At 59.3% G+C, this 19,311-nt stretch carries 15 protein-coding genes; 10 read left to right on the top strand and 5 right to left on the bottom strand.

The genetic code is table 11. From position 1 onward, the window contains the following. Window positions 1-53 precede the first annotated feature (53 nt). From HQL63_07070 to HQL63_07030, 9 genes are all read left to right on the top strand, one after another. Entirely contained in the window at window positions 54-1,682 is a 1,629-nt protein-coding gene (locus tag HQL63_07070; GenBank protein MBF0176594.1) for a CTP synthase, read from the top strand. A 57-nt stretch (window positions 1,683-1,739) separates the two neighbouring features. Next, window positions 1,740-2,579 (top strand): 3-deoxy-8-phosphooctulonate synthase, encoded by an 840-nt coding sequence (gene kdsA, locus HQL63_07065; GenBank protein MBF0176593.1) that lies wholly within the window; start codon window positions 1,740-1,742, stop codon window positions 2,577-2,579. A 12-nt stretch (window positions 2,580-2,591) separates the two neighbouring features. Continuing rightward, window positions 2,592-3,695, top strand: a complete 1,104-nt coding sequence (gene gcvT, locus HQL63_07060; GenBank protein MBF0176592.1) for a glycine cleavage system aminomethyltransferase GcvT — start codon at window positions 2,592-2,594, stop codon at window positions 3,693-3,695. Between the two features lie 20 nt (window positions 3,696-3,715). Continuing rightward, complete coding sequence (gene gcvPA, locus HQL63_07055; GenBank protein ID MBF0176591.1) at window positions 3,716-5,074, top strand: aminomethyl-transferring glycine dehydrogenase subunit GcvPA; 1,359 nt, start codon at window positions 3,716-3,718, stop codon at window positions 5,072-5,074. A gap of 1 nt (window position 5,075) precedes the next feature. Beyond that, window positions 5,076-6,533, top strand: a complete 1,458-nt coding sequence (gene gcvPB / locus HQL63_07050) for an aminomethyl-transferring glycine dehydrogenase subunit GcvPB (protein ID MBF0176590.1) — start codon at window positions 5,076-5,078, stop codon at window positions 6,531-6,533. 40 nt (window positions 6,534-6,573) lie between these two features. Next, window positions 6,574-7,875, top strand: a complete 1,302-nt coding sequence (eno, locus tag HQL63_07045) for a phosphopyruvate hydratase (protein MBF0176589.1) — start codon at window positions 6,574-6,576, stop codon at window positions 7,873-7,875. Between the two features lie 251 nt (window positions 7,876-8,126). Further along, a complete protein-coding gene (locus HQL63_07040) occupies window positions 8,127-8,609 on the top strand; it encodes a MerR family transcriptional regulator (GenBank protein ID MBF0176588.1) in 483 nt (160 codons plus the stop codon). 49 nt (window positions 8,610-8,658) lie between these two features. Next, the gene (locus HQL63_07035) at window positions 8,659-9,294 is read left to right on the top strand and encodes a CoA pyrophosphatase (protein ID MBF0176587.1); all 636 of its coding nucleotides are present in this window, start codon (window positions 8,659-8,661) and stop codon (window positions 9,292-9,294) included. Further along, window positions 9,282-9,566 (top strand): hypothetical protein, encoded by a 285-nt coding sequence (locus tag HQL63_07030; GenBank protein MBF0176586.1) that lies wholly within the window; start codon window positions 9,282-9,284, stop codon window positions 9,564-9,566. Before HQL63_07035 ends, HQL63_07030 begins: the two co-directional genes overlap by 13 nt. Here HQL63_07030 and HQL63_07025 read toward each other — a convergent pair. The 3 genes from HQL63_07025 to HQL63_07015 are packed head-to-tail and all read right to left on the bottom strand — an operon-like array spanning window position 9,560 to window position 12,859. Beyond that, a complete protein-coding gene (locus HQL63_07025; protein ID MBF0176585.1) occupies window positions 9,560-9,931 on the bottom strand; it encodes a hypothetical protein in 372 nt (123 codons plus the stop codon). The two genes, HQL63_07030 and HQL63_07025, sit on opposite strands and share 7 nt — an antisense overlap. A 36-nt stretch (window positions 9,932-9,967) precedes the next feature. Continuing rightward, complete coding sequence (locus tag HQL63_07020; GenBank protein MBF0176584.1) at window positions 9,968-11,182, bottom strand: hypothetical protein; 1,215 nt, start codon at window positions 11,180-11,182, stop codon at window positions 9,968-9,970. Window positions 11,183-11,218: 36 nt separating this feature from the next. Then, complete coding sequence (locus tag HQL63_07015; GenBank protein ID MBF0176583.1) at window positions 11,219-12,859, bottom strand: hypothetical protein; 1,641 nt, start codon at window positions 12,857-12,859, stop codon at window positions 11,219-11,221. A gap of 147 nt (window positions 12,860-13,006) precedes the next feature. Here HQL63_07015 and HQL63_07010 point away from each other — a divergent pair, with 147 nt between their 5' ends. Continuing rightward, window positions 13,007-17,839, top strand: coding sequence for a hypothetical protein (locus HQL63_07010; protein ID MBF0176582.1), 4,833 nt, complete (start codon window positions 13,007-13,009; stop codon window positions 17,837-17,839). Window positions 17,840-17,845: 6 nt separating this feature from the next. Here HQL63_07010 and HQL63_07005 read toward each other — a convergent pair whose 3' ends face one another. Both HQL63_07005 and HQL63_07000 read right to left on the bottom strand, forming a co-directional pair. Further along, entirely contained in the window at window positions 17,846-18,772 is a 927-nt protein-coding gene (locus HQL63_07005) for a restriction endonuclease (GenBank protein MBF0176581.1), read from the bottom strand. A gap of 4 nt (window positions 18,773-18,776) precedes the next feature. Beyond that, entirely contained in the window at window positions 18,777-19,271 is a 495-nt protein-coding gene (locus HQL63_07000) for a hypothetical protein (protein MBF0176580.1), read from the bottom strand. Window positions 19,272-19,311 lie beyond the last annotated feature (40 nt).

Here is a 19,311-nt window from a genome sequence, read left to right as displayed (position 1 = left end):
GGCTCCCGACGCCTAGGCATCCAGGACTTTTATGGTTAGAAGGCATTGATAACATGGCAAAATTTGTTTTCGTAACCGGCGGCGTCATGTCATCTCTGGGCAAGGGACTGGCGGCGGCCTCCCTGGGGTGCCTGTTGCAGGCTCGTGGCTACAAGGTCACCATCCAGAAACTGGATCCCTATCTCAATGTGGACCCAGGCACCATGAGCCCCTACCAGCATGGCGAGGTTTTCGTCACCGATGACGGCGCGGAGACCGACCTGGATCTGGGACACTACGAGCGTTTTCTCGGAGTTCCCATGGGACGGGGGAACAATTTCACCACGGGCCGGATTTACCAGCGGGTGATCCGCAAGGAGCGCCGTGGAGACTATCTGGGCTCGACCGTTCAGGTGATCCCCCATGTCACCGACGCTATCAAAGATGCCATCGAGAGCGTCGCCGGAGACTTCGATCTGGTCATCGTCGAAATCGGCGGCACCGTGGGCGACATCGAATCCCTACCCTTTCTCGAAGCGATCCGCCAGATGCGCATCGACATGGGTCGGGACCACACCCTCTTTGTCCATCTGACCCTGGTTCCGTTCATTCTTACCGCCGGGGAGCACAAAACCAAACCCACCCAGCACTCGGTCAAGGAGTTGCGTGCCATCGGCATCCAACCTGACGTTCTGCTCTGCCGCAGCGACCGGGAGATCCCCATCAACGAAAAAAAGAAAATTGCCTTGTTCTGCAACGTGGATCAGGATGCCGTCGTCTCATGTGTGGACCAGGATACCATCTATCGGGTGCCCTTTGCCCTCTACCGGGAAGGATTTGGCCGGAAGATTCTCTCCCTGCTCAACCTTCCCAACCGGGAACCCGATCTGACCGCCTGGGAACAGGTTCTGGAAAAAGTCATCAATCCGCGCACCAAACTGACCATCGGTGTCGTGGGCAAATATTTGGAACTCAAGGATGCCTATAAATCCATCGTCGAGGCCCTGCACCACGGGGGCATCGCCAACGACTGCCGGGTCACCCTCCGTTGGGTAGACGCCGAATCCCTCCAGGAAAATACCGTCGAGGCCCAGCTGCGTGGCGTCAACGGCATTCTGGTGCCCGGCGGCTTTGGTGAACGTGGCATCGAAGGCAAAATTCTGGCCATCCGCTTTGCCCGGGAACAACGGCTCCCCTACCTGGGCATCTGCCTCGGCATGCAAATGGCCGTGGTGGAGTATGCCCGGCACGTCCTGGGCCTCGAACAGGCCAACTCCACCGAGTTCGACCCCCACACCCCCCACCCTGTGGTAGCCCTCATGACGGAATGGGTCGATGGCGAGCAGTTGCAAAAGCGGGAAAAAAGCCATGACAAGGGCGGCACCATGCGGCTCGGGTCCTACCCCTGCCACCTGCAAGACGGAAGCCGCGCCGCCCAGGCCTACGCCACACAAACCATTTCCGAGCGGCACCGCCATCGTTTTGAAATCAACACCAACTTTCGACAACAACTGGAAGGGGCCGGCCTGCTTTTTTCCGGCGTCAGTCCAGATGGACGTCTGATGGAGATCGTGGAACTGCCGGGTCACCCTTTTTTCCTGGCATGCCAATTTCACCCTGAGTTCAAGTCGCGTCCGCGCGACCCGCACCCCTTGTTTGCCGCCTTCATACAGGCCGGCCTTGCATTCAAGAACATCCATTGACTCCCCTCCTCCCACGCACGGCCACTGCCGACATGCGGACCAGATCAGGATCCGGGAATGGCCGCTGAAACACTGCCTCGTATCGTCTCTGTCGGACCGGTCCTTTTTGGCCAGCAATGCCCCCTGGCGATTATAGCTGGCCCGTGCGTCATCGAGGGACGAGAGTTTGCGCTGCGCTGTGCGGAGCAGTTGCTAAAAATCTCCGTCCGACTCGGCGTTCCCATGGTTTTCAAATCCTCTTTTGACAAGGCCAACCGCACCTCCCTGAACGGCTTTCGCGGCGTCGGCATGGAAGAGGGATTATCCATCCTGCAAGCCGTCCGGGAACGTACCGGCTTGCCCGTGGTCACCGATGTCCACGACGCCCCACAAGCCAGAAGCGTTGCAAACGTGGTCGACATGTTGCAAACTCCGGCCTTCCTGTGTCGGCAGACCGATTTCATCCAGGCCGTTGCGGCCACAGGATGTCCGGTCAACCTGAAAAAGGGTCAATTTTTGGCGCCGGAGGATATGGCGCGCGTCGCGGAAAAGGCGGCAAGCACAGGAAATGACAAGTTGTTGTTGTGTGAAAGAGGCACCACGTTCGGGTATCGGGATCTGGTTGTGGACATGCGTGCCCTGGCTGTCATGGCCACAACAGGGTATCCGGTCATCTTCGACGCGACCCACTCGGTGCAACGCCCGGGGGGAATGGGTTCGGCTTCTGGGGGAGAACGACGTTTCGTCACCCCCCTGGCCCGGGCTGCCGTGGCCGTCGGGGTGGCTGGCATCTTTCTGGAAACGCATCCCGATCCCGACCAGGCGCCGTGCGACGGCCCCAACATGGTGCCGTTGGCGGAATTGGAACCATTTTTGGCAAGCCTGAAGAGGCTGGATGAGGTCCAAAAAAACAGGTAAGGGGGAAACGCCATGCTGCGGCGAACACCGCTTTACGACCAACACTTGGCCCGTGGGGCCAAAATGGTTGATTTTGCAGGCTGGGAGATGCCATTGCACTATGGTTCCCAGGTCCGGGAGCATCACATCGTGCGCCGAAGCTGCGGCGCTTTTGATGTCTCCCACATGGGGGTCGTCGATCTGGACGGTCCCGACGCCACGGCGTTTCTGCGCTTCTTGTTGGCCAACGACGTTGGCCGCCTCGCCCCAACCGATGGCAAAGCACTGTATGGTGTCATGCTCAACGAACAGGGCGGGGTGGTGGATGATCTCATCACCTATCGCACCGGGACCGAGGAGTACCGTCTGGTCATCAACGCCGGCACCCGTGACAAGGATTTGGCTTGGATCCGCACCGCAGCCTCCGCGCATGCCGTCACCATCCGGGAGCGCACCGACCTGGCCATGGTGGCGGTGCAGGGACCGCGGGCACGGGAACTCCTCCCCCTCGCCTTCTCCCCTCCTCTGGCTGGTCAAATCCAGGGGTTGGGCGTGTTTCGGGCCATGCGCGATCACGAAATCTTCATAGCCCGGACCGGATATACCGGAGAAGACGGCTTTGAAATCATCCTGCCCCAGGCAGGGGTGTCCGACCTTTGGGAAACACTCCTGAACGTCGGCGTGGCGCCGGTCGGATTGGGGGCCAGAGACACCCTGCGCCTGGAAGCCGGGTTGAACCTGTACGGGTCCGACATGAACGACGCCACCCATCCCCTGGAGTGCGGTTTGACCTGGACCATCGCCTGGGAGCCCGTTCAGCGCAACTTTATCGGTCGCGCCGCCCTGGAACCCCTCTGGGGAAAACCCACCCCACGCAAACGAACAGGTCTGATCCTGGAAGGACCGGGTGTGCTGCGTGATCATCAAAAAGTCATGCTGGATGGTCGGCAGGTGGGCGAATTGACCAGTGGCAGTTTTTCCCCCACCCTGGGTGTGGGCATCGCCCTGGCCCGGGTCGATCAGAGCGTCCGCGAGGGGGATCTCTGCCAGGTGGAGATGCGCGGCAGAACCCAACCCGCCCGTGCGGTGCGTCCACCTTTTGTGCGGGCCGGCAAACCGGTCCACGGCAACCGATAAACCTGGGGAGACCAACCCACATGCCCTTCATTCCCCACACCGACGCAGATGTGCGTGACATGCTGACGGTGATCGGCGTCACCGGCATGGATGACCTGTTCGCCGAGATTCCCCAGGAGCTGCGTCGGGAAACTCCGGTCAGCCTCCCCCCACCCCTGAACGAAATGGCCCTGAACCAACTCATGGAGGGACGGGCCGCCCAGGATGGTTCCAAACTCTGCTTCACAGGCGCCGGGGCCTATCTGCACCACATTCCCGCCGCAGTCTGGGAGATCGCCACACGCGGCGAATTCTACAGCGCCTATACCCCCTACCAGGCGGAAGCGAGCCAGGGAACCCTGCAAACCCTCTACGAATATCAGACCATGATGGCCTCCCTGACCGGGATGGATGTCAGCAATGCCTCCCTGTACGACGGAGCCACAGCCCTGGGCGAGGCCGTCCTGATGGCCGTGCGCGCCCATCCCCAGGGGGCGCGGCGTATTTTGCTGCCCGCCACCGTCCACCCCCGTTACCGGGCCGTGACCCGAACCATGGTTGTCGCACAAGGCATCGAACTGGTGGAAATCCCGTTCTGCTCACAGGGAGGGCACCTCGCCCCGGAAGCTCTCTCCGCACATGCCGCCACTCCCTTTGCCGCCATGGTCATCCAGCAGCCCAACTTTTTCGGTACCCTGGAAGAGGTCGATATCCTGACCGACTGGGCACAGGCCCATGGCGCCCTGGTCGTTGCCGTGGTCAATCCGGCAACATTGGGTGTGTTGGCTCCCCCTGGCGCCTGGGGCAAGAAAGGGGCCGACATCGCCTGCGGCGACGGACAGCCCCTCGGCGCGCCCCTCGCCTCCGGCGGCCCCTACTTTGGCTTTCTTTGCGCCAAAACGCCCCTGCTCCGTCAAATGCCGGGCCGCATCGTCGGGCGCACCACCGATCGGGAAGGCAAGAGCGGTTTCGTGCTAACCCTCCAGGCGCGGGAACAACATATCCGCCGCTCCAAGGCCACCTCGAACATCTGCTCCAACCAGGGGTTGATGACCATTGCCGCCACCATCCACATGGCCCTGCTCGGACCGGAAGGGCTGCGGCGTGTCGGGCTTGCCTGTCATGCCCATCTGCGCCTGCTCCTGGAACGCCTGGCTGCCATTCCGGGGGTCAAGGTTCTGTTCGACCGTCCCCGCTTCCACGAGGCCGTCATCGAGTTGCCACGTCCCGTCGCCACGGTCGTGGAGGCCTTGGCTCGCGAGGGTATCGCCGGTGGCTACCCCTTGACCAAGGATTATCCCGCTCTCGGTGAGAGCCTCCTGGTGTGTACCACGGAGTGCCATACCCCGGAGGCCATGGATCATTTTGCCACCCGGCTGCAAAAAATTCTGGAGATGTGACATGGTGATCTTCGCAAAAAGCCGGCCCGGTCGCCGCAACCTGATCCAGATGCCCGCTCTGCCGGATGTTACGCCATCCCCCCTGGAGGATATCCCGGAGCGTTTTCTGCGGCGATCAGCCCCGCTTCTGCCGGAGGTGTCCGAACTGGAGACCGTGCGCCATTATACGCGGCTGTCGCAGTTGAATTATGCCATCGACACCCACTTTTATCCGCTTGGCTCCTGCACCATGAAGTACAACCCGCGCGGGTGCCATACCGTGGCCACGTTGCCGGGTTTTCAGCAGCGCCACCCGCTGGCTCCGGCGTCCCATGGTCAGGGAGTCCTGGCCACCCTGTATGAACTCCAGGAGATGCTCACGTCGATCACCGGCATGGCGGGGTGTTCGCTGGCCCCCATGGCCGGAGCCCATGGCGAATTTGCCGGAGTCGCCATGATCCGGGCCTATCACCATGCCCGGGGAGACAAGGGACGCACGGAAATACTCGTTCCCAACGCGGCCCATGGCACCAACCCGGCCACCGCCACCCTGTGCGGCTTTACGGTGCGGGAGATTCCCACCGATGGTAACGGCGATGTCGATCTGGCCGCTTTGCGGCAAGCGGTCGGCCCCCAGACCGCCGGTCTCATGTTGACCAATCCGTCCACCCTGGGCGTCTTTGAGCGCCGGGTACGGGAGATCGCCCAGGTGGTGCATGCCGCCGGCGGACTGCTCTACTACGATGGCGCCAACTTGAATGCCATCGTTGGACGGGTCCGTCCCGGCGATATGGGCTTCGATGCCGTCCACCTGAACGTTCACAAAACTTTCGCCACGCCCCATGGTGGTGGCGGACCCGGGGCCGGCCCCATTTTGGCCCATGCCCGTCTGCAACCTTTCCTGCCCATCCCCCTGTTGGGTAAGGGTGAAGAGGGTTATCGCCTGCTGGAAGAGGAAGATTGCCCCCAGACCATGGGCAGGGTTTCAACCTTTCAGGGCAATGTCGGCATCCTGTTGCGCGCCCATGCCTACCTACGGCTGACGGGTGTCGCCGGCCTGCAACGCATTGCCGATCACGCCACCCTCAACGCCAACTACCTGATGGCTCGTTTGCAACAGGCAGGCTTTCAGGTCGCCTTTCCGCAGCGCCGGGCAACCCATGAGTTCATCCTGACCCTGCGTCATGAAGCCCATGATTTTGGCGTCTCCGCCCTGGATGTCGCCAAACGACTTCTGGACCATGGATTCTATGCCCCAACCATCTACTTTCCGTTGCTGGTTCCGGAGTGTATGCTCATCGAACCAACCGAGACCGAAAGCCGGGAAGAGTTGGACCGCTTCGTGGCCGCCATGACAGCCATTCGTCAGGAGGCCCAAACGAACCCGGATATGGTGCGCCGTGCCCCTCATGCCACCCCGGTCAAACGCCTGGATGACACCGTGGCGGCACGCAAACCCGATCTGGTCTGGAAACCTTGATCTTCTTGATATCGTCAACCGCATTGTGCAGGAGAAAAGCATGAGTGGAATTATCGAAGTACACGCCCGGGAAATCCTCGACTCCCGTGGCAACCCCACCGTCGAAGTGGATGTCCTCACCGAAGACGGCTACATGGGACGGGCCGCAGTGCCCTCCGGAGCCTCCACCGGCAGCCGCGAGGCCGTGGAGCTGCGTGATGGTGACAACAAACGCTACCTGGGTAAAGGGGTGCAGAAGGCCGTCCAGGCAGTGAATGGTGAAATCGCCGACGCCATCGCCGACATGGAAGTGGGTGATCAAAACGCCGTCGACGCCGCCATGATCAAACTGGACGGCACCGAGAACAAATCCCGCCTGGGCGCCAATGCCATTCTGGGCGTCTCTATGGCCGTGGCCAAAGCCGCCGCCGAAGAGGCCGGATTGCCGCTCTATCGCTATCTCGGCGGGGCCAACACCAAATTGATGCCAGTCCCCATGATGAACATCATCAATGGTGGCTCCCATGCCGACAACAACGTCGACATCCAAGAGTTCATGATCATGCCCTTGACGGCCAAGAGCATGGCCGAGGCCGTGCGCATGGGCGCCGAGGTGTTCCACAACCTGAAAAAGGTTCTCAAGGGCAAAAATCTCAACACCGGCGTCGGTGACGAAGGTGGCTTTGCGCCCAACCTGAAATCCAACGAAGAGGCCTTGCAGGTCATCATCGAGGCCATCCAGAAAGCCGGTTACGAGCCCGGCCTGAACAAGGATATCGCCCTGGCCCTGGACTGCGCATCCTCCGAGTTTTTCGACAGCCAGAGCAAAAAATACAACCTCTCCGGTGAGGGCCGTTCCATGGGTGTGGACGAACTCATCGAGTACTACAAGGGACTCTGCGACCGCTATCCCATCATCTCCATCGAAGACGGCTGCGATGAGTCCGACTGGGATGGTTGGAAAAAGCTCACCGATGTCCTGGGCAAGCGGGTCCAGTTGGTGGGGGACGATCTTTTCGTCACCAACCCGAAAATCCTGTCGGAAGGGATCAAGAAAAATATTGCCAACTCCATCCTGGTCAAGGTCAACCAGATCGGTACCCTGACCGAAACCCTGGATGCCGTCCAAATGGCCCATCGCGCCGGTTACACCACGGTCATTTCCCATCGCTCCGGCGAGACCGAAGATGCCACCATCGCCGATATCGCCGTGGCAACCAACGCTGGTCAAATCAAAACCGGATCCCTCAGCCGTTCCGACCGCATTGCCAAATATAATCAGCTCATCCGCATCGAGGAGGAGCTGGGCGCTTCCGCACAATACCGGGGCCGTGAAGTCTTCTTCAATATCAACAAGTCGTAGTTGTAACTTACCGCATACCACCCTGCCTGGATCACTCCAGGCGGGGTTTTTTTTGCTTCCTGGAGGAGAGAATGGTATATATTATTCACGTAACATTTTGCTGAATGTTGTTACCATCCGGTTGCCAATGCGTCCTGTGGTTACATACGATGCTTGGCCGTCGGGTTGGTCGGACCAAAAAAATGGGGAGCGGGAAAATGGTGGCACATATCGCGGCAAGGGGCGTGAAAGGCGGGAGCGCTGCGCAGAACATGGAAACACCTTTGACGCCAACGGATGATATGGTTAAAATCGGCGTGGTCGCCGAAAAGCTGGGTATTTCCATTCGCACCATTCACATGTACGAGCGGGAAGGTTTGTTCATCGCCCACAAAAATCGAGCCGGAACGAGATCCTTCAGCAAACGGGATGTCGAATGGCTTGTGGAGTTGCGCAAGCTGATCAAATCGGGCATCAGCATTCCGGGCATCCGGCGGTTGATGTCGCTGATTCCTTGTTGGGAAACCCGGGAGTGCCACTTTACAGGCAAGCAAAACTGCCCGGTGATTACCGACAACAACGCCCCCTGTTGGGCCAACAGGGAAAACGAATGTACGGAAAATTCCCAGGAATGCCGCGAGTGTGAGGTCTATGCCAAACGCTTCTGCATCGGCATGCTGAAAAGCCACCTGGATATTCGCTTCAAAGGCTCTCCCGTCAGCCCCGAGCCTCCCCAGGTTGGTTTATACTCTTGACGTTACCGTTTCCCACTGCTGAACATGTTGTGGCTGGGGGGGGCTTCACGTGACCCTCTCTGCTCTCTCCCCCGCAGTCATCTCGGACCGGTTGCTGCATGGCGAGCCACATGACTGCATGGATCCCAAGGTCGATGTTTCCTCCCCCTCTCTCCGTCTGGCTGCGGTTCTCGTACCCCTGATTCGGGATCAAGACCACTGGGATTTGCTGCTGATTCGCCGCACCCAGGCGGTTTCGCACCACAAGGGGCAGATCGCTTTTCCGGGCGGCAAGTGGGAGAGCGAGGATGGCAGCTTTCTCGCCACGGCCTTGCGGGAAACCCACGAAGAGCTGGGCATTGGCCCCGATACCGTCCAGATTTTGGGATCCCTTCCCCAACGGGTGACGCTCTCCACCGGATTTCTGATTCACCCCTTCGTCGGGCAGTTGCAAACCCCTCTTCGGTTGCGCCCGGCGCTCCAGGAGGTGGCCCAGATTTTGACCGTGCCACTGGAATTGTTCCAGGATCCTGCCCGACACGAAGCCATCATCGACGCTGATTCCGGCTTTGTCCATCACCGTTACTTCTACCAGGAGCATGTCATCTGGGGAGCCACGGCCAGCATCATCCAACGATTTGTCGAATTGCTCGACACTCCGCCCTCCTCTTCTGGTTGCCCGGTTGGTAAAACATGCGTATTGTGACGATCATCGGTTTGGCGCTTCTGGCTCTGGTGGCCATGATTCTGGGGGGCAGGTTGCTCTGGCGCGCCTTTGTTCCGCAGAAAGAAGGCATCCAACCACACTCCGGAAAATGGTCCCTGGAGCAGCAAGGCAAGTGGCTCCTCGCCTTGTTGCTGCTTATGCTCCTTGCGTTGGGAATCGAACGCATCGTGCAAACTCCCAACACACCCCAAGGCAAGTATGAGCCACCCCATATGGAAAATGGGCAGATCGTGCCGGGGCGCTTTCACTGAGGCCGACGCCCCTCCTGCCACTGGCGGTAATGTTCCTGAAACAGTCGTTCCATCTGTTCGATGACCTCCTTGTCCGGGGCACCCAATACCTTTTGCATGAGAATCTGCGAGGCCTTCTCCAGCAAAGAGATGTCGGCATCGATCATCGGGTAGCTTTTTTTCAAACGCTTCAATGCCTTGACAGCGCTTTCACCCGGCGGGGCCGGAATATTCAGGGGATATTCCGGCACGACAACCTCCGGAACTGCGTTTCTGCGACTTTTTTCCGTCAGAAACTCCGCAAACTGCAACAAAGTCTCCCGATCCGGCGGGGCCAGACCTCGCCACAGGGATAATAAACGCTGCCCTTCCGCCTTGGATTCCATGCATGGGCTCCTTTTATCACAACCGGCAAAGAACAACTACCGCAACAACCCATCCCTGTGCAACCGCACGCCATTATCTTGTATCACGGCTTTGACGATGCGCGGGGCTTTCTCCGGGTAGGTGATCCGGGGCAATGTTGCGAAGGGTTTCCCGTTAAATTGGGGGGGGTGCACAAACAGATCAAAAGGGGGCACCTGCCAAACGTTGGCGCTGCGGGTGGAGCTGAACGCATAACTTTCAGCAACCACGGTCAACTCCCTGGTCAGGTTGGCCATCCGTCCGGGAAAGCGCAAGGAACCCACGACGAAAGGCGACTCCATTTTGCCATCAAGCCTGTTGAGGGTCAGTTCCAGCCAAAGGTGATCAGGGTTGCCCGTTTCTTTTTTGTCGCGGACGTTCAACTGAAGATTCCACTGGCCCGCTCCCCAGGGAACCACCCGACGCACCCCCACAAAACGTCCCTCATGGGCGGCAATCTCGGCAAAGCCACCCGGTGCAACCTCAAGATCGGCAGAATCCTGGGTATCCCAACGCGAAAAAATCGCACCTGCCCCCTGACTTTTTCCCTTGTTGAACAAGTCAGTCTGCAACCCAAAATAAAATCTGACAGAATTGATGGCCGTGTGAAACTGGAAATACATGTGGCTTCCAGCCTCTGGCGCCTCCTTGATGGTGAGGGGGATGGTCAGAGAGGTTAATTTTTCAGCGGAGGGTTGGTCATAGTAGGTGTAAACATAGTGCCAGCAGCAAGTGCCTTTTTCCGGTTGCTCCTTGCTGGCAAACTGTTGGTAGCGGGTTTTGCGGTGCAGCGGCACCAGCGGGGTGGGTGACCCCTCTGCGGCGTTCCCCCTGACCTGAATCCGGTAACCCAGGGGTGGGGTCGCGTGGCCATCGTAACGCAAAAACCAGGCTTTTACAGTTGTATCCATATCGCGGTCCGCACAATAGGTGTGGACGATGCGGCCAGCCGCATCGACCCATTGCACGGGCACCCGATCCATGGAGCCTGTCTCGGACTCCCGGACCAGGAGCAGCTCGGCGGGATCATAACCGGCGACAGCAAACAACTCCTCGACACGGAGTTGGTTCTCCCCGCACTTTTTGTCATCTGCCAGGCGCACGCTCTCCAGTCTGGCAGCCGGGAAGGAGACAGGGTGGACGAACCACATTTTCTGCTCGGCCCGGAGGTTGCCTCCAGGGAACAACACCATCAGCAGAATGATCGACAACACTCCAGGAAAAGTCCGCATCCCCAATCCTCTCACGGCATCGTTACCCATAACCATTCAACGACTCTTCAAGTTCTCCCACAATCCCAGGTAGCAACCATTGGCCGGGCTGCCATCCTGCACCATCCTGAGAGGAGGAGGAAGGGAGAAAGGTGGCGCTGTCAGATCGATCTTGCGCCAATGGCCGGGCTCGATCTCCGTATTGCCGGCGCCGGGAAAGGTGGTCAAGAGCAGATAACGTGTGCCACTGGCCCAAAATACGTCCAGGGCCGCCTGGACAAGGGCGTTGGGAAGGTGGGTCAACGTGTTGCGGCAGAGCAGGAGATCCCCCCGGGGAAACACATCCTGTGTAATATCGGCAACATTGAAAAAATGGTTTTTGCGCGAACCAAACAGAATACGATTGTTGGCGATCAAATCTTCCACCAGATCGAAACCAAGGTATAAAGCAACCCGGGGCGTGATGGCCTCCAGCCAGCGTACATCTCCGCAACCGGCATCCACCAAAATGCGTACATTCAGTTCCTGCCAAAGCCCTGCCAGGCGGTCCCGCAAGGCCGCCGTGACCAGGGGGGCGGAGCCTGGCCCGCTGCGCGTCTCGGGCGCCCGCCACTTGTTTTGCCGGTAGATGTGGGTAAAACTGCGCCGCATGGTCAGCGCCTCCTTCCGGGTGGAGGGGGCCGGAGGAAAGTGGGCATCCGTGGCGCGAACACCTATACGACGCTTGCGAAAATCCACATCGGCAAATGTTTCATACTCATCCAGGGAGCGGACCTCACCCAGGCCATAACGCTCCAGTTGCTGGATGGCATCCGGGTCCGTGGATGTTTGCACACCGAGCACATGTTGCACCCGGGCCACGGCACGGCGGTTGATCCGCGTCCAATCCACATGATCGTCCCAATGACGCCGGCGCCCCCGCGTCGTGCCATAGTCGTGAAAAACCAGAACGTCGTTGGGGGTGAAAAGGTCATATCCCCAGGACCAGAGACGCACGGAAAACGTGATCTCTTCGCCATGGAAATAGAGGAAAGGGTCATAGGGCACATCCTGGATGATGGACGCCGGAGCAAACAAAAAACCTGCCCCGATGAAAGGCGAAGAGATGGGCAGGGCCGGACGATGTTCCAGGGAGATCATCTTGGCCACGGGAATCAACGTACCATGGTCATCAAAGCGTCCCGCCTTCATGATGGGCAATCCGTTGCGCACCAATTGATCAGGTGGATGAAATGCGTTGGGATGGGTGGAGAGAACAGCCCGCCCCGAGGGGGCCTGGCGCAACATGGCAAGCAACCGTTCGTCCCACTTCGGATCAAAACGACAATGGCTGTCGATCTGGAAATAAAACGGCTCGTGCTGCCAAAACCGCTCCTGGATCCGGTGGCGCGCCCAACACACCCCCAGACTTTTTCCCGCATCGACGGCCTCGCCCCGGATGTTCTCACGCCAACGTTCGGGAACCTGGGTAAAAATCTCACCATCTTCGGGGGCGACTTGCCACAAAACCCCCACATGTACCCGCTCCGGATAAGTCGCCTTGGCAAAAAGGTCGGTCATGGTCTGGACACAATCCACATCGCGATAACTGGCGATGGAGACAAAAATCGGCGGGTGCTGGTCAGGATCCCGGAGCGCCTCTCCGGGCCCGCCAGGAGGCCTGTCCCCTGGATTCTGCTTCGTCAGGTTTTCATTCATGGCCGGAAACTACTCGGCACCCGGCAACGAGTCGGGTCCAGGGAGCCGGCTCCCTGGCAGGTCCAGGACAAAGTCCTGGTGGGGTTCGGAGCGAAACCCTGACAAAGGCTTTCATATCCAAGCTTTTCTTGAAAGGGTGCCGAATCGTTGCCATCTTTGTTAAGATGGTCGGCTGGCGGTCAGGTCGTCTCTTTCGACCGGGATGGGCATCGTACCCATGGCGTGTATCTGTTGCAGGAAAGGAGGTCGCATCTGTCTCAGAAGAGTCGCATGGAACACCCCGACAAGTCCAGACAAAGACGCACTCTGGGGCTTTGCATCGGCGCTGCAACGATTTCGGCTGTGGTCCTGGAGCATTGCATCGACGCTGCCGAAGATTCTCCCTGGCAGGTGGTCGAAAGCACATCTCGCGCCCATCTGGGTGACCCGGAAACCCACTTGCGCGACCTGCTCGCCCATTGGCAGGAGGAGTCATTTGCCGGCGCGGCGGTCACCGGAGGGCGTTTTTCCCAGCGGGTCAATCTGACACGTATTCCCGAACCCTGGGCCGTGGAACAGGCCTTGACCCTGCCGGATATTCAAGGCCGTGGGTTCCAGGCCGTGCTGGCGCTGGGCGGGGAAGGGTTTCTCGTCTATCCCCTCACACCAGGCGGTCAGATATCCGGTGTTGTGGCCGGCAGCACCTGCGCCTCGGGAACCGGGGAGTTTTTTTTGCAGCAGGTCCGCCGTCTGGGCATCTCTCTGGAAGCTGCCGTCTCCCTGCCATGGGTTGCCGACCCTTATCCGGTCTCCGGGCGCTGCTCCGTGTTTTGCAAGTCCGACTGCACCCACGCGGCCAACAAGGGGGTGGATCGGGAAAAAATCGTTGCCGGCCTGTGCCGCATGATGGCTGGCAAAGTGATGGAACTGCTCGTCAAGGCACGCACCTCGGGAGCGGTATTGCTGACAGGCGGGGTGACGCGCAACCGGCTCATGCTGGAGTACCTGCGCCGGGAACATCCACAAGTGGCGGTCTCCTCCTGGGCGACCTGTTTCGAAGCCCTGGGCGCTGCCATATGGGCCATGACGCATGTCACATTGCCCCTGCCTGCCCGGGATCAATTCATTCTGCAACGCACCCAGACATTCAGTTCCCTTCCTCCCCTCGCCACGCATGCCCATCTGGTCACATCCAAGACCCTCTCCCGACAAACGCCCCACCCGGGGGATCGCTGCGTCCTGGGCCTGGATGTCGGCTCCACCACCACCAAGGCGGTTTTGTTGCGCAGCAACGATCAAGCCTTTCTGGCCGCGATCTACCTGCGAACCAACGGTGACCCGGTTGGGGCGGCCCGGGCCTGTTATCGGGCCATCCGGCAACAACTTGCCGCAGCCCTTCCCGACGCCAGCGACGTGGTGATCGAGGGCCTGGGCATCACCGGTTCCGGTCGCCAGATCGCCGGGTTGCACGCCCATGCGACCGGCATCATCAACGAAATCGTCGCCCACGCCACAGCGGCTGCCCACTTTGACCCGGAGGTGGAAACCCTGTTTGAAATCGGCGGCCAGGATGCCAAATACACCCGCCTGGCCCACGGCGTTCCCATCGATTATGCCATGAATGAAGCCTGTGCGGCGGGCACCGGCTCCTTCCTGGAGGAGGCCGCCTGGGAGACCCTGGGAGTCTCCCTGCAAGAGATCGCCACAGCGGCCATGCGGGGTGAACGGATACCAACCTTCAGCGACCAGTGTGCCGCCTTTATCGCAACGGATGTCAACAATGCCGTTCACTCCGGTTGTTCCCGGGAAGAGATCGTGGCCGGCCTGGTCTATGCCATCGGGATCAACTATCTGCATCGGGTCAAGGGACAACGCCCGGTGGGACGGCGCGTTTTCATGCAGGGCGGCGTTTGTTACAACCATGCCGTGCCGTTGGCCATGGCCGGCCTCCTGGGCGTTCCCATCGTCGTGCCCCCTGAGCCCGGCCTGATGGGGGCCCTGGGAGTGGCTTTGCAGATCGAGCGGCGTCTCCGGGATGCCACCATGGCAGCCGGACATTTCGATCTGCAAAAACTGGCCGACAAGGAGATTCACATAACCAGGCACTTTACCTGCCCCGGCACCCAAATGGCCTGTGATCGCCATTGCGACATCGCCGTGTTCGAGGTGGAGGGGCATCGGGTGCCTTTTGGCGGAGCCTGCAACAAATACGTCAACGCCCGACAACACCTGCGCGTCGATGCAGCCGCCTTGGACCGGGTCATGGCACGACGTGACACGCAACTTGCCGCCAGCCGCATGGAGGTCAAAGCCGCACGGGGCAGGGTGGGATTGAATCGCAGTTTCATGTTGCATCAATTTCAACCCCTCTATACCCATTTTTTCGCCGCCCTGGGGTGGCAACCCCTGGTGCCGGAGACGTGCTCGCCGGCAGGAATCGAACGGCGCAACGCCGCTCTCTGTCATCCTGCCGAGTTGGCCCATGGCTATCTGCATACCCTTCTCAACCTGGATGATCCGCCGGACTATCTGTTCCTGCCCCATTTTCGGGCGGTACCGGCGCAGCCCGGACACACCTTTTCCCAGGCATGTCCCATCGTGCAGGCCGAACCATTCTATGTGCAGGCCGCCTTTCGCCCCGAGTTGACCGCCTTGCAGCAACGCGGTGTGCGTATCCTGTCACCCCTGTTGGATTTTACGCATGGTCTGGAAGGGGGTGTGGCGCCCCTCATGGAGATGGCCAGAGAGATGGGGATCTCCCTCAGCTTGGCTGCGATGGCCTGGCAAACCGCCGCACAAAAACAGCGCGCCTGGGAACAAACGCTCCTGGCCGAGGGGGAACGTACCCTGGCAACGTTGGAACAACATTCGGAACAGACCGGCATCGTTCTGTTTTCACGACCCTATGGAGGGTTGACGCCGGATGCCAACCTGGGCATCTCCACCAAATTTGCCACGCGGGGGATGCCCACTCTGGCCTTTGACCAACTGCCCGCCCATGCCGACCCTGCCAAGGAGAACATGTACTGGGGTTTGGGTCAAAAGCTCTTGAAGGCGACCCGTTTCACCGCCCGTCATCCCCGTCTGTTCGGCGTGTTTATCACCTATTTTGGCTGTGGACCGGATTCCTTCATCCTGGGCTATTTTCGGGAGATCATGGAGGCTCAACACAAGCCTTTTCTCATCCTGGAACTGGACGGTCACACGGCGGATGCCGGATTGGAGACCCGCATCGAGGCTTTTCTGGATGTCGTGGTGGGTCACCAGAAAGTGGCGTTGGCAAACCTTGCCTCAAAAGAACGAGGCATCTCCATGCGTCACAACTCAGCACCCTTTCAAGATGAGCCTGGATATGAAAGCCCTTGTCAGGGCTTCGCCCCGAACCCCACCAGGGCGCTGTCCCGAACCTGCCAGGGAGCGAGCCCCCTGGACCCCGATGCGTTTCAAGACAAGCCTGGATATGAAAGCCTTTGTCAGGGCTTCGCCCCGAACCCCACCAGGACGCTGTCCTGGACCTGCCAGGGAGCCAGCCCCCTGGACCCCGATGCGTTACCGAACACCTGGGCAGCCACATCCATTCTTGAAAAAATGCCGCGCCCACCTGTTGCAGCGCAACCCGGGGTTGCGACCGCGCATCTTCCTCCGGCGCGTCTCTTTTTTCGTCATGGCCGCGCCTGGGTCATCACCGCCTCCGGCGCCAAGATTCCAGCCAGCGATCCCCGGGTCAAGGTATTGGTTCCATGGGTCGGTCTGTTTTTCACGGAAGCCCTGACCACCGCTTTGCGCCTGGTGGGATTTCATGCTATCGGCCATGGGGCCGCCGATGCCACCGTTTTGCAACGCGGACGCGCCCATGTCTCGGGGCGCGAGTGTCTTCCCCTGATCCTGACCACCGGCATGCTGGTGCAACACCTGGAAACCCGCACCGACCCGCATGAAATTTTGCTTTATTTCATGCCGACGGCCTCTGGACCCTGCCGCTTTGGCCAATATGCCATCTTCATGGAAGATTTGGTGCGTCGTTTGGCCAAGCCTGATGTTTTTCTCCTCTCGCTCACCTCGGAAAATTCCTACGGTGGATTGGGAACACGTTTTTCCCGGTTCACCTGGTGGGGCATTCTTCTGGCTGACATGATGGAGGAGGTGCGCGCCATGCTATTGGCCAATGCCCAAGAGCCTGAAGCGGCCCTGACGACATTGCAGCACACGTGGCGTCCTGTCCTGGACGCCATGGCCACTGGCACCCTGGCGGCCCTGGAGAAGGCCTTGACCAGTGCGGCAGCCAGGCTGGCGGCCATCCCTCTGCGCCGCCCGGTTGAGGAGGTTCCCCTGGTAGCGCTTTCGGGGGAGATCTATGTCCGGCGCGACCCCTTTTCCCGTGGGTTCCTGGTGCAACGCCTGGCCGAACGGGGCTTTGCCACCCTCCCCACCGGCATTGCCGAATGGGTCCACTACTCCAACGCCCTGGTGGACGCTGGCCAGGTGGATGGTCACATGTCAGTGTGGGAGAAAATGGTGTTTGCCTTGCGCAAAAAAGTCATGGCGCGTGACGAACGGCGCCTGCGCCGGATTCTGCTCAAATCCGGTCTGCTGGTTCACAACCCGCCACCATTGCCGGAGATCATCCGGGCTGGAGAAAAATTTGTTTCACCCGCCCTGGCCGGAGAGACCATCCTGACCGTGGGCAGTGGCCTTCTGGAAGTTGCGTCGCGTGTCTGCGGCGTGATTGCCATCGCCCCTTTCGGCTGTCTGCCCAATCGGATCGCCGAAGCCGTCATGGTGGATGCCTTGACGCCAGCCAACAAAGTCGCCGCCTGCCCCGGTGAAAAACCTTTGGCTGCCCTCCTGGAAAAAAACCCCTCCCTCCCCTTCCTGGCCATCGAAACGGACGGTGGCGCCTTTCCACAACGCATCGATGCCAGATTGGATGCCTTTTGCCTACAGGCGGAACGGTTGCACCGGTGCATGCAGGGGGCTGGCACCCGGCAAGAAAACGCTTGAAAAACTTCAGTTCCTCTGCTTCCCATAAGGACCAAGAAACCGCTTGCCATTGAAGTGTATGGGATGGCTTGGATTATCAGCCACCCATACCTCGGTCTCCCATGCAATATCTGTCAAGAAGCGGGCCATCAAAAAGCGGTCGGGGAAGGCGGTCACAAAAACCATCCCGGCTTTTGACGCCGCGAAAAGATGGAGAAGCTCGGCATGACGTTTCCCATCCACCGGCCCAACGCTGGTCACGGACTCGACAAGGATAAGCCAGTTTCGTTTTTCGTCGTGAATGACGACGTCTGGCATTTTGCCTCGCTCATGAACAACAACACCAAGCGTTGCAAGGTGGTCCTCGTCGAAAACAACACCCTTGTTGCCAGTGTCTCCAATGTAGACAAGACGTGCTCCAGGGGCAAAACGGGGGGCAAACTGCTCGACAATATCCCTGATCAGTTCACTATGAGATCCAGGTGATAACCTCAGCGTCTCCCCCTCAGGAAGGACACAGGACACCATGGCCATCTCCCGTTCACATTTGTATTTCTCTGCCAAGGTGACCGATTTCGCCAAATAGGTGGCGAGAGTTTTGTTCCAGGCGGAAGTCCCGTAACTTTCCAGCATGATCTTTGCGTTTGGAGCAATCTGGTAACACCACTTTGGGCTGTTCGGGGCACGACCGGGTTCGTCAGGATTTTGGAAAGCAAGACCACCTGCCACAAACTGGTGCATCGTTTCCTTGCGGAAAGACTCACGCGAGTTCTCGGCGTAAGGTTTGCCGTAATCGTTGCGACAAAAATCCAGGATTGCCCGAATGCCGAGTTTCGGATCAGAAAGTTTTTGCCACGAACCATTCTCGCGAAGTTGGACCAAGGCAAGCAACGAAAGAGCCGATCGCTCATTTTGTTGTGCCCTTGGAAACCCAAGGGATGCGATGATTTCCATCGCCTCATCTATTTTGCTTGGCACGAACCGCTTCCTCTACCATATCGTCTATTTCCTCCTGGCGCGGAAGAACTGTACCGATGCGTTTACCCCATTTCACCAGGGTATCCATGTCGGGATAACGAAGCACCCGCAAGTCGCCCGCGTTGACCTGAGTGTGTCCGTTGAAACGCCGCAGCCATTGGTCCGCCAAAGTCGATCCGAGGTAGACAGCAAGGCCCCGGGCCACATCTGGACGCAGCCCTTTTTTCCTCTCGTGAAGAACGTTCAAGTGGTTCTCGAAGCCGACCTTGCCACCGGGACATGGGATCCTGTTGGGATCGAACACAGCAGGAACAATCCGGCGCTTTTCCTCCTTCGAGGAAAGTCTGCGGACGACAGCATAGTGTCCTGCTGGCATCAACCACTTAGCCGTTTCTGCGTTATCCTCAATGGCGTTGGCTTTCTTGGATTCCACTTTCGGGTGTTCTACAAACCCTCTTGAAAACTCGATGTTCAAGTTTTTTGAGGCTTGACATATGACGGGGACGCAAAAAGCG

It is taken from the genome of Magnetococcales bacterium, assembly GCA_015231175.1.
GTDB lineage: Bacteria > Pseudomonadota > Magnetococcia > Magnetococcales > DC0425bin3 > HA3dbin3.
Note: the sequence above shows the minus strand (reverse complement) of the source record. Positions and strands in the feature narration are given on the sequence as shown.